The sequence below is a fragment of the Endozoicomonas sp. SESOKO1 genome, assembly GCF_024606265.1.
Classification (GTDB): domain Bacteria; phylum Pseudomonadota; class Gammaproteobacteria; order Pseudomonadales; family Endozoicomonadaceae; genus Endozoicomonas.
Window position 1 is genome coordinate 38,848 of record NZ_JAHHPP010000036.1, and the last position, 11,824, is coordinate 50,671.

The window sequence follows — 11,824 nt, forward strand, 5'->3', positions numbered from 1 at the left end:
GCCCGGTAAGGGATTCTGATAGCCGTCGTATGGTCACTGGCAGCCCCGGGAGTTGCCAGAAATACCCGTTCCTGGACATGGACTGCGGAAGTATCCTGATCAGTCGGTTCTTCGCTGGACTTTCTAACAGACACGCAAGGGTGGTTCAAAATGGGGGCATCATTGATGGCTACGACTGTTTCTCACTGTTATCACTGAAAGTATCTTGTAAAAAAAACAGACACAGACCAATGCTGGCAACGGTAATGACCCAGATTGGCATAAGGGCCGATTGAAAACCAGTCAGTGTTAATGGTTCGGAATGAGGCAGCAGGTAGCCTGGCAGAGTGATCATCAATGTGCTGACCAGGTAGAGTCCACTGTTGGTGATGGCCGCGGATGTTCCTTCCAGTGCGGCGGGTACCATCTCGGCAGCCATGGTGAATGCCAGCATATGGGCGGCACTGGTAAAGCCAATAATAAACGACAACAAGCTTGCAATATAAAAATTACACGGGAAGTAAAGCAGCAGTAAAAGGGCTACTGCAAAAACGGCTGCGTTAGTCAGAAGCACAAGTTTACGGCTTTTCAGCGACCGGGAAATCAGGTCCATCACTCCGGCCCCAAGGCCACAGCCAAGCCAGATAACCAGTGATGCCCGATTGGCACTGGCAGGCTCTATACCGTAACTCTGAATAATTTTGCTGGCCCAGACTACGGCAAGGGAGAGCAGCCCACCGAAGAGTACAGAACCTATCAGGGTTGATAACCAGATCTGGCTTACGCCAAGTACGGTGATCAGCTCTTTGATTATGCCAGTGCGGAAAGAAAGAGAGACTTCAGAAAAGTCTTTCTTGTCACGCAGACAGAGAAAAGCAATAACGGAAAGAAACAATCCGGTATAGGTAAAGCCTTGAAGGATTTCACGCCAGCTATAAGATTCAAGCAGTTCATTAATCAAATTACCTCCGAAAAAAGACCCGAAAGCAGCCGCAGACTGTACCAGACCAAACATAAAACCGAATTTTATACTGCCAAACCACTCGCCACCGACAAAACCTGCGCCCACAAATCCGAAAATAGAGCCAATGGCAATAATTATCTGGGCAATAAGCAGTGTGGTAAAACTTTGGGCATGAGTCAGGACAAAAGCTCCCAGAGTCACGGTTAAAATCGCGCAGGGAGTTACATAGCGAATACCAAAGCGGTCAAGAACAGGACCGGAAATTATCTGACTGAGGCCAAATACAGCCGTGTAGACACTGGCAACGACACTGACCTGGGATACCGTGAGGGACAGATCTCTGGCCAGCGAAGGATTGATAATGTTGTAGCCAGTCTGCAGGTTAAATAGAAACAGCAGAAAACCTGTAGCAATAATCCACATCCACCATGCTTTGGCACCTCCGGTTTTGCTGATGTTGCCCGAGGTCGGTTCTGGCATCCCTCTACACCTTTTTGTACGTGTCTTTCATAAAAAGAACGCAAATAGCCAACACGACGATATTAATAATCCATATGGGGGTCATGGCCTCCTGAAAGTCACCCAGTGTTAAATGATGGGCCTGGGTATCCGGAAGCAGGTAACCCGGCAGAGAGATCAAAATTGTTCCGGCAATAAACATACCGCTGTTTACGAAGGCAGCTGACGTCCCTTCCAGCTCAACCGGCACCACTTCCGAGGCCATGGTGAATGTCAGCATCTGGGCGGAGCTGACAAAACCCAGTATCAGAATGATGCCACTGGCTACATAAAAATCCATAGGCAGGTAAAGCAGGGCCAGAATACTGGCTATATAAATGATCGAGCAGACGACAATCACTTTCTTTCTGCTTTCTGCCATGCGGGAAAATTTATCCATAAGCCCGGCAGCCACACCTGCCCCAAGCCAGACCAGCAGGGAAGCGGTATTGGCATCACTGACGGCAACGCCATGACTCTGGATAATCTTGCTGGCCCATACCACCGCCATACACAGTAACGTGCCAAATAAGGCCGCCCCCATTAACATAATGAGCCAGATTTGCCCAACCTTGGCTGTATCTACCAGTTTTGACAGCACTGACATGACTGAGAACTCCCCAGTCATCGGGTGGCTGTCCCGCAGGAAAATAAAAGCAATGACAGCGAGGACAAAACCGAAGCAGGCAAATGTCTCAATAATATCCCGCCAACTGAAATCAACCAGCAATTCATTGATGATATTGCCGCCAAACAACGAACCAAAACACGACGCTGTTTGCACAAAGCCAAACATCAGACCAAATTTTGCCGGGCCGAACCATTCTCCTCCGACAAAGCCGGCACCGACAAACCCGAATACAGATCCCAGTGCCATAACTATTTCAGCTGCCAGCAACATTTCGAAGTTCTCTGCCCTGGCCAGCAGCATAGCGCCAATAGCTACAACAGTAATGGCGCAAGGCGTGATCCAGCGAATTCCAAAGCGATCCAGCAACGGCCCGGAAAATAACTGGCAAATGGCAAAGACTACCGTATAGGTACTGGCCACCAGACCTATTTGAGCAACGGTCAGTGACAAACTGTTTTCCAGCTCCGGGTTGATAATGTTGTAGCCCGTTTGCAAATTGAACAGGAATAGAACAAAGGTCGTCGCGATGATCCAATAGAACCATGCACGGCCACCACCAAGATTTGCGGTAACGGCAGCCATGGTTAACTACTCCTTGAAAAAACCACTGTCTCGATTGTATACAACCTGGCCATTGACGATGGTGGCGCGAACTGAACGATCATCGCCCATCACCAGCTGAGTGAACAGGTCTTCTTCCAGAGATTTTGAGAACGACATGCGATATCGGATCAGTTCTGTAGAGTGGAGGTCCCAGGCGACAATATCTGCTTCTTTTCCTTCGGCAATGGAACCGATTTTGTCGTCCAGGTAGATGGATTCAGCACCACCCAACGTCGCCAGATAGTACCCCTGGACCGCAGTGAGCTTGTGGTTAAGCAGTTCGGATATTTTGTATGACTCATTGAGTGTCTGCAGGTGGCAGAAGCTGGTTCCTGCACCGATATCAGTACCCAGCCCCACCAGACAGGGGTATTTACCCCGTTTGGCCTGCTCCATATCGAAAAGGCCGGAGCCAAGGAACAGGTTAGATGTTGGACAATGGGATATGGCAGCCCGCTTTTCACTGAGCGTTTTGAAGTCATCTTCGTTAAAATGGACGCAGTGGCCAAAAACAGCGCGTTCTCCGATCAGTCCATAGTGGTCATAAACATCCGTATAGGATTTGCGCTCCGGAAAAAGTTCCTTCACCCAGTCCATTTCACCGGTGTTTTCACATAAGTGTGTCTGGATATAAACGTCAGGGTATTCCTTATAGAGTTCACCGGCTTTCTGAAGTTGCTCACCGGTACAGGATGGGGCAAAACGTGGAGTGATAACGTATTTCTGTCGACCATTATTGTGCCAGCGCTCAATCAGCTCCTTGCTTTCGTCATAGGCAGACTGGGGAGTATCCAGCAACTGATCCGGAGCGTTACGATCCATCCAGACCTTGCCGCATACCATACGCGTGCCGAGCCGTTCACTTTCTTCAAAGAAAGCATCCACCGAGTCTTTGAAAACGGTGCCGTAAACAACACTGGTTGTCGTACCTGCTTTCAAGGTAGTTTTAAGGAACATTTTCGCAACTGACGACGCAAAGGCCTTATCTTTTAGCTTTAATTCAGTAGGAAATGTGTATTCGTTGAGCCATTCCAGCAGGTGTTCACCATAACCGGCAATCATCGGGGTTTGCGGGAAGTGTACATGGGTATCGACGCAACCTGCAGTGAGCAGGGATCCGGAATAATCCAGAAACTCAAGGTCATTATTGACGAGGCTTGACAGGTCTTCGTAGGCACCGACTTTTTCAATCGTACCTCCATTCAGAATAATCAAACCATCCTGATAGTGTTGATAAGACTTATTGCTTTCAACAGAAAATGGGTCGGCAACAAAGGTCAGAATGCCACCACGAATCGCTTTTTTATTACTCACAGACATAACCTCGAATTATCTACCATTAACCTTTTTCTGAAAAAGAGTAATCATATGTCGTCTATAAGGGACAGATTAGACCACCGCAATAATCCTGCAACCGGGTAATCCGTTGATACAACCTGCACAACAATTTCTGCCGTCTGACCTGTCGTCGTTGATTGGCTTTCACTACTGCTATAAAAATTCCGGTACCAATAATTTCAAAGTGAACTAATGGATAAATGGCCTCTCTAAATTAAATGCTTTTTGATGCAGTTTCAGGAGCCATAGTGTTTTGCCTGTTGAATTAGTTATTCAGCCAATGACGGCGTTGGAAAAATCTGTTCTGGCAGATGAAACCTGTTTAAAACAGCACATTGGCAGATTTAAATCACGTTATGTAACGGATGGTTTGTTGCATGCTCTCTGGCGGCTTCCTGATACCATTCGAGATCAACTTTTACCTCCTTTACCTTTACTAACGTTAGAGCAGCGCCACTGTGTAGGGCGAATAACCTATATTGATGATCACAAGAATCATTTGTGGTCTATTGATCGGGTAATGACCTCAGTTCTGGATCAGAATAGTAAATCTGAATTACGATTTCATCTGGAACCAGTCATGGAAAATAAGGCTGGTTTGGCAACAGCAGAAAGCAGGGGAAAGATAGCGAAACTGGATGCCAGTTCAATTGTGGTTGTACGTGATTCAAACTCTGTCGATGCAGATGAAGATGCAGATAAAAAAGACGTGAAATGCTTAACCAGCCAACAGCTGAAGGAGGGCAGCTATCTTGGCGTGTATCAGTCATATGAAGCCAGTGATATAAAGAGCAATCTCCACTACGGGGGTGGGCAGTCCGTTACATTATCAGCTGGTGAAGGCGTGGTATTGGAGTATAAAGTATCAGAAGGGGGGTTACCCTACTGGGATAAAGTGGCCGCTTATCACCATGAAGAGCGCATGGTTCAGATGAATCCCCTGCTTCAGGAGCGACTGGATTTCAATGACACAACCACAAGTAATGGCGAATACTATCTTCCCGTTAGAGCCATTAAAGAACTCTCTGTGCTAAAAAGAAAATCTGGAACTTGTCCCGCTGTTTATTATTGCGGTCTTGTCAATGATGGAAATTCTTTGAAGGCTTTGAAAAAATATATCTCTGGAAGTATCGCAAATGGTAGTGGCATGGCAGCATTCAGCATACTGGTTATGAATGCTTCTGCTTCACATATGACTGCAGTCAGATTTATTCAGGTCAGAAATAAATTTGTTGTCTATTTACACGAAACAATACAACCAGACTGTCCTTTGGCTACAGAGACAAGAAATTTTATCATTCATGGCATATCATGCGCCGTAGAAAATATTCAGGATAATCGGTTGTATTTTTTGACCACACCGGCTTCTGGATATCTTCAGAAGGATTATCACAGCTGCACAATGATGGCATTTAAAGTATTACTGTCTTTTGATAAAGAACGGAATGGGCTTGACTCATTTTTTATACAGCTGGTGGAGGATGCTCATTCGGGTACTTCGCCGGTAGACTACCGGGCCTTCCCTGCAGAAGGATCGGGTAAGCAGGGCAAGAGAGCCAGGAGGCGCCCGGAAAATATAAAGGTAGGTGCTATACCATTAGCTTCGTTACCTGCTGTTCTTTTGAAATTTTATCAGGGAAGTCAGGATCATGTTTCTGATGCTCAAAAAAAAACCATGGTCAGTCATGCCAGGAAATTAACACTGGAGGAATATTATCTCAGGCACGGATTCATGGATCCGGATACTGGTAAGACTCTGAATATGGCTGCCTTCTGTAAAACCAATAAGACATTGACCTTCTGGAAGGATATGCTCAGGAATTTTACACCTTTATTTATCAGGATTTTAAAGCCTGATTTTGGAAAAGCTTCGAAATTGTCAATAAATCGCTGGCTAAGGAACTCCATGTATTCAGATATTGAAATTAATGGCCATGATTTGAAAATGTTAAAACGATATAAAAACTTTGTGACCATGGAGGCAGAGTTGAATGTATGGCCTGACGGTGCTTTTTTAAAGTGGTTGGGTCAAAGCCATGAGTTAATGCTTTGGCTAAAGAGGTTAAGGTCAAACGCAATGACTATGGGGGTGAATAAACTGCTGTGGCGCTGGTGTCAGTTTTTAAATAATTATCTTGACCCTAATTCCGAAGTCGGAAGGCTCTGGGTTCGGCGGGATGTCTGCTATGTTATTGAACGGCTTGACGCCCGTTTGAAATTATTACGAAAGACCGGGCGATCTGACTTTTCCTTTCACGCAGGTGAACGCGTTTATAGAGAACCCGTATGTCGGTCAGGCCCCTTATTTGAGGGAGAACCCATTTACAGAGATAGTCAACGTTTTTATATCAAGACTGAAGTCAAAGAGTCTTTGACAGAACCTGGTCGTTTTAACCGGATTGTCATGATCTTTCCAAAACCACTACTTTTAGCGCCTGCTGAACATGAAAGAGTCTGCCAGGTTTCTGGTTCAGGGGCTGCGGAAGCTATTGATAAGGTATTGTCGGGGGCATGGAAATCAGCAATCTCTACCTCTGTACCAGAGGCTTTCTCAAGGCTGGATTCAAGTGAGAGTGGATCCTCCGGTGCAACTCTTGCCATAGCAGATGCCCACGAATCAATGGATATTGAATTAAGCCCTGAGAAGAAAATAACTGTTTCATCATTTATTTCTCAAGACCATAGTCCGGTCAAAGCTGCAACACCCGATAAGCCGGAATTGACGGCTATTCATTCGTCACTCCTGGATCAAGGGCATTATCCAGTTGCCACAAAGGTAAAGACAGACTCTACAGAAATGGATAAGGAGACTGTTCGACGTTGTAGAATTAAAAGCCTGCCCCCTTTAAAAAGAGAGCGAACAGAATTGGTAGAGGATTTTCCCGGTTGTTCGAGAAAGAAACGTCGATTATTGCCCGCTATTCATGGGGTGCGTCATGCTTTCGAGCCTGTCCTCAAGAGATCGTCAGACCGTTGTCAAGGTAAGGAGGGATTTGGTCACTGCTTTCCGGAATTACCAACAGTAAGCAGGGATCAGGATTTAACACTGTCCGGTGACTTAACGGCTGATTCCCTGACGATGAATAGCAGAAACAGGGCAGTTCCCATACCTTCCGGAGATACGGCAGCACCCGATATGGCAGGGCTGGCAAACTCAATCAGAAGAACAATCGAAGGTGATGAGTGCAAGATTGCATTCGAGATGCTTTCCATGATGCTTAAGGGAAAACGGACACAGGATTTTACAGGCAAAGCGAAAGCCTGTCGCAGGTTAAATACTCTCAAACAGGCTATACAGAAAATTTGTGAGATTTCCAAACTTACTAACAAGCTTGATAACCACCTGAAGCTCAAGAATGTTCCGGGTATCCCCGGCCTGCATGAATCACAAAAGGGAGCCCTGAGAATTTCTTTCACGCTCGACTATCTTTTTCAAATGTTATGCGCTGCTGGTGAGCGGCTTGTTAATGAACCCCTGGCTATTGTCACAGCTGCAAGGCTGTTCATTGTCCGGAATAGTAAAGGAATTGACGACGGTGGGCTTGGGGAACAAGGACGTTTCGACCTCAGGGCAGGAAAGTTTCCTGCGTTACTTGAAACAGCAAGCTCTTCTGAGCTAACTGAAAATCAGAGCGCCAGACAACGGGCGGATAGAATTAGAAAAGAGTTAAAAGCTATTGCATATTTAATGGTTCATGAAAGAATAAATACAAATATATTCAGAGGAACCGTACGTGGAAAAATAAAATTGGTTAATTTGTTAATTGATAAAGTCTGCTTTTTTTCGGGTACAAAAAATGGAAGCCAGGATTTTCTCGGTCGACTGAAGTTTGAGGAAAGTACGAAGCCATCTCAACGGCAGTGGATTAAAATTGCGGCACTGCATGAATATTTGTCATCCATATTGCCAGGGCATAGCACTGATAAATCACTGGCTTCTATTCTGCTAACGGCTGAAAGGTATCTTAAGGAGCAGGCTGAGAGTATTGCCTAACGAATCAGTCAACCCGATCTTTGCTCCGCTACGGAGGGTTACTTCAAGTGTTATGCCTTATTGGCCACGGAGGGTACTATGAATGAGTAAGGCTAAAACTTTACATCCTTCTCATTCAATGAGAAATTTCTTCTGACTTATTGATTCAGGTCAATGAAGTGACTGGCTGCATCATAAATAATTTTGCGTAATATCCTCTGTCTGAATAACAAAAAATTGGGTTGAATAGTTAAGTCATAGAAGCGGATGGTTGAAAACCAACTCTAAAAAAATAATTATGTCCAATAAAATAAGGATTACTCATGGAAACGTCTTATGGTTCTATTCGGAACAGTTTAAAAACAGGCGATCTGGTTTTGTTTTCCGGCAAGGGCGCGTTTAGCGACATCATTAAATACGGCACGTTAAGTAAGTGGTCCCATTGTGGCATGGTGCTCAGAATTCCCGAGTATGACTTTCTGACGATATGGGAATCCACAACGTTGAGCAATATACATGACCTGGAAACTCAGATGCCCCGCAAAGGTGTGCAATTGGTAGCGCTGAGTGATCGTGTACAGAAGTACAATGGCGATATTTCTGTAAGGCGGTTACAGGGAGCAAAATTACCGGAAGACTCCCTGAGAAGACTCATGGAACTTCGCCAGGAGCTGAGAGGCAAAGAATATGAGCGCAGTAAATTAGAACTGTTTAAAGCCGCGTATGATGGTCCTTTCGGGAAAAACCACGAGGATTTATCGACCATATTTTGCAGCGAACTGGTAGCAGAGGCATACCAGCGACTTGGTCTATTAGATGAAATCAAACCCTCCAACGAATATACTCCCGCAGATTTTTCAGAAAAAAGAATGAAGGCGCTACAGGGAGGTTTTTATTTATCTGAAGAAATTATTCTGAAGGATTATTAGTGTCAGCCTGCAATGGCTTATTCGAAATGGCAACAACCAGGTTGTCAAATACCGAGACTGCGTAAGCTAAATAACCACTTACGGATTGAGTGACGAGCTGTAGGCTTGTTACTCACTCAGTTTTTTTTGGTTTCGCACCTATCCATGAATATAAACTGTGACAAATCAATCTGGTGTTCTCATCAGTAATGAGGGAAACAATGCATGGTTAAAATTTCAATAGTTATTTTGATTCTTTTACTTTCTGGTTGCCAGTCTGCTGACATACTCAATCAGCCAGTCAGCACCGAAGATTCTCGAAAACTATCATCGGAAATCCATGCATCTGCAAAACAAGTATATCTCAATGAATTTAATTCATTTTTTGATGCTGTTTCTATCTCTCTTGATGATGAGACTAGTAGAGTAGAAACAAACGCTTTTTATAAAGAATGGCAGATTATGTTCGACAATATTGGTCGCAAGTTAAGCCCTACTCATAGAGCCTATAAAACTAACGATCAGGATGATGGTGATATCCAGAATGAAGTAGTGAATATTTTGCATACCTTCTATGAGCCAATGAAGCCGTTAATGGGTCTGGAAGCAGATACGAGATCTCCAAACCCAAAATTTAAGGTGTGGGATTTTTTGGCTTATGGTCGCGGCGTTCACTATGTTAACAAATATGCAGTGATCGATTTTGATCAGGACTATTACTGTGAGGTGGTCTTGATTTCGACAGTAATTGATATTGGAAAAACTAATTTTTGGGGGACCTCTGCTTTTCATGACTATAAAGACAGAGTTATGTTCAGGCCTTATTACATAAATCACAGAAAATTTATGTCTAAAGATATACATCTGAAAAAAGCAGAACTTGCTGTCCGCAATCAGGATATACTTCAGGCTCGGAGACATCTTAGTAGGTCAACATTAAAGAACCAGGCTGAGGGAAGAGAGGTGTATGCACAGATTGAAAAAGCGTACGCGATCCGTGTGAAAGAGGAAAAACGAGAGGGGGCAAGAAGAGCAAGAATCAGAGAAGAGGAAAGGCAGCGTAGTGAGGGTAATCATCAAGCATTTATGTCGGGATTAACCGCCCTCTCTCAGCAAATGGCAAAAACCAGTACTCTTCTTGCTCAGCAAAATACAGCTATTGCTGAAGCACAGAGGAGAGATTATGTCGTACAAAAAGTAATTGCTGCACAAGCTGTGTCCAATCCTGCGCCAAAGGTATCTCATCAGAGTGCGTCTCCCAAACAGACAGACAGTCAGCCAATTGCATCCGCAGGTACTCAAAAAGCCACAAAGCAGGCAGCCATTAACACCACTGAAAAGAATCAGACTGTCAATCAGTCAAAGGTAGCTCAAGCCAAACCAGAATCGAAAAAAGCACCGGTAAAGCCTGGGGTTGACCCAAAGCCGATGGGCAACAAACTGGCTTTCTACAATGAGAACTTGGCTGACAAAGGCAAACCCGATCCCATCTCCGGAGAGTCTCGTAAAATCAAGTTCAAGGTAGGTGATATCACCATTGATGAGTTAACTGTCAAATATGAAATCTCTCACTTTTTTGGTGAGCCCATGGTTTCCGGCTCGTGGAAGTGGAACTCGAAAACTGCTGGTGAGAATGCTCTTCCCCATGACTTTGCTGTCTTGCTCAAAGTGCAGAGGGGGAACTCATTTGGTTTTGTGAAGCTGGATCAAGCCATGCCAAAGGCCAATCATGGCTACGGTTACAATGTAACCGGAAGTCCCGATTGGGATGAGCTTTTCTGCAGCTATGCATCCAGTGACCGTTTATCTTGTCTGACAGAAGATCAGGCGAAATGGTTATACGCCGGTGGCAATGTTGTTGATATTGCTGTTACCCATCGGTAAACCTGTTGAATTGAGGCATAATTAAATCAGTAGTACCCCAAAGTTATTAGCCTAAAGTCTAAGATGCTCATGTCCGCACATTTGTTACTGTGAGAGACCCGGACAGTCCTCAGTGACTGAAGATAAGAAAAACAATAATACTTTCAGGAGCGTCTTTTCATGTCTGCTGATCCTTCCCGTGATAATTCTTCTCGTGATAATCCTTCTCGTGATAATCAAAGCGCAGCTGCCGCCTACTGGCGGGAGAATATACGGATATTACTTTCCCTGCTGGTAATCTGGTTCGCCGTTTCATTTGGTTGCGGCATACTGTTCGTGGACCAGCTGGACCAATTCAGCTTTTTCGGTTTTCCACTGGGCTTCTGGTTTGCCCAGCAGGGTTCCATCTATACCTTTCTGGTTCTGATTTTCGTCTATATCGGGTTGATGAACCGCCTGGACAGAAAATACAACGTTCAGGAGGAAGAGTGAGATGGCGACTCAAACACTGATTTTCCTCTTTGTCGGCTTATCGTTTGCGCTTTATATTGGTATCGCTATCTGGTCCAGGGCCGGTTCAACCAAAGACTATTATGTGGCCGGTGGTGGCGTTCATCCTGTTGCCAATGGTATGGCAACCGCAGCGGACTGGATGTCGGCAGCCTCCTTTATTTCCATGGCCGGTATTATCTCCTTTATGGGGCGCGACGGGGCCATGTATCTGATGGGTTGGACCGGCGGTTATGTATTGCTGGCCATGTGCCTTGCGCCTTATCTGCGTAAATTTGGCCAGTTCACGGTACCGGACTTTGTCGCTGAACGTTACTACAGCCAGACGGCGCGGGTGGTTGCGGTTATTTGCGTTATCTTTATCTCCTTTACCTATGTTGCCGGGCAGATGCGTGGCGTCGGTATTGTTTTCTCGCGTTACCTGGAGGTGGACATCAATATCGGGGTTATGATCGGGATGGGTATCGTCTTTATTTATGCCGTGCTGGGGGGGATGAAAGGCATTACCAAACCCGTCGTAAAGCATCGCCCAATCGGGCGGTGATATAAGACAGGAG

At 45.2% G+C, this 11,824-nt stretch carries 7 protein-coding genes and 1 pseudogene; 5 read left to right on the forward strand and 3 right to left on the reverse strand.

What is annotated here, in order from left to right; translation table 11 throughout:
* Positions 1–169: 169 nt before the first annotated feature.
* Genes KDK13_RS02325 through guaD form a run of 3 tightly spaced genes read right to left on the reverse strand, consistent with a single transcriptional unit; the run spans position 170 to position 3,989 of the window.
* Positions 170–1,423, reverse strand: a complete 1,254-nt coding sequence (locus KDK13_RS02325) for an MFS transporter (protein WP_257283196.1) — start codon at positions 1,421–1,423, stop codon at positions 170–172.
* Positions 1,424–1,427: 4 nt separating this feature from the next.
* Positions 1,428–2,654: an MFS transporter gene (locus KDK13_RS02330; RefSeq protein ID WP_257283197.1), complete on the reverse strand. Its 1,227-nt coding sequence runs from the start codon at positions 2,652–2,654 to the stop codon at positions 1,428–1,430.
* A 6-nt stretch (positions 2,655–2,660) separates the two neighbouring features.
* Positions 2,661–3,989 carry a guanine deaminase gene (gene guaD, locus KDK13_RS02335; RefSeq protein ID WP_257283198.1) on the reverse strand — a complete coding sequence of 443 codons (1,329 nt, stop codon included), beginning with the start codon at positions 3,987–3,989 and terminating at the stop codon, positions 2,661–2,663.
* A gap of 277 nt (positions 3,990–4,266) precedes the next feature.
* Here guaD and KDK13_RS02340 point away from each other — a divergent pair, with 277 nt between their 5' ends.
* The 5 genes and pseudogenes from KDK13_RS02340 to KDK13_RS02360 all read left to right on the forward strand — a co-directional run.
* A complete protein-coding gene (locus KDK13_RS02340) occupies positions 4,267–8,007 on the forward strand; it encodes a hypothetical protein (protein WP_257283200.1) in 3,741 nt (1,246 codons plus the stop codon).
* Positions 8,008–8,309: 302 nt separating this feature from the next.
* Positions 8,310–8,915 carry a hypothetical protein gene (locus KDK13_RS02345; protein WP_257283201.1) on the forward strand — a complete coding sequence of 202 codons (606 nt, stop codon included), beginning with the start codon at positions 8,310–8,312 and terminating at the stop codon, positions 8,913–8,915.
* A 204-nt stretch (positions 8,916–9,119) separates the two neighbouring features.
* Positions 9,120–10,778 carry a hypothetical protein gene (locus KDK13_RS02350; RefSeq protein ID WP_257283202.1) on the forward strand — a complete coding sequence of 553 codons (1,659 nt, stop codon included), beginning with the start codon at positions 9,120–9,122 and terminating at the stop codon, positions 10,776–10,778.
* Positions 10,779–10,937: 159 nt separating this feature from the next.
* Positions 10,938–11,249, forward strand: coding sequence for a DUF4212 domain-containing protein (locus KDK13_RS02355; RefSeq protein ID WP_257283203.1), 312 nt, complete (start codon positions 10,938–10,940; stop codon positions 11,247–11,249).
* Between the two features lies 1 nt (position 11,250).
* Positions 11,251–11,775, forward strand: a pseudogene (locus tag KDK13_RS02360) (cation acetate symporter); the annotation flags it as partial.
* Between the last annotated feature and the right edge of the window lie 49 nt (positions 11,776–11,824).

What these genes read in the sequence shown, in the direction of transcription:
- KDK13_RS02325 (WP_257283196.1), bottom strand. Translation starts at nt 1,423, where the DNA reads ATGCCAGAACCGACCTCGGGCAACATCAGCAAAACCGGAGGTGCCAAA.
- KDK13_RS02330 (WP_257283197.1), bottom strand. Translation starts at nt 2,654, where the DNA reads ATGGCTGCCGTTACCGCAAATCTTGGTGGTGGCCGTGCATGGTTCTAT.
- KDK13_RS02345 (WP_257283201.1), top strand. Translation starts at nt 8,310, where the DNA reads ATGGAAACGTCTTATGGTTCTATTCGGAACAGTTTAAAAACAGGCGAT.
- KDK13_RS02350 (WP_257283202.1), top strand. Translation starts at nt 9,120, where the DNA reads ATGGTTAAAATTTCAATAGTTATTTTGATTCTTTTACTTTCTGGTTGC.
- KDK13_RS02355 (WP_257283203.1), top strand. Translation starts at nt 10,938, where the DNA reads ATGTCTGCTGATCCTTCCCGTGATAATTCTTCTCGTGATAATCCTTCT.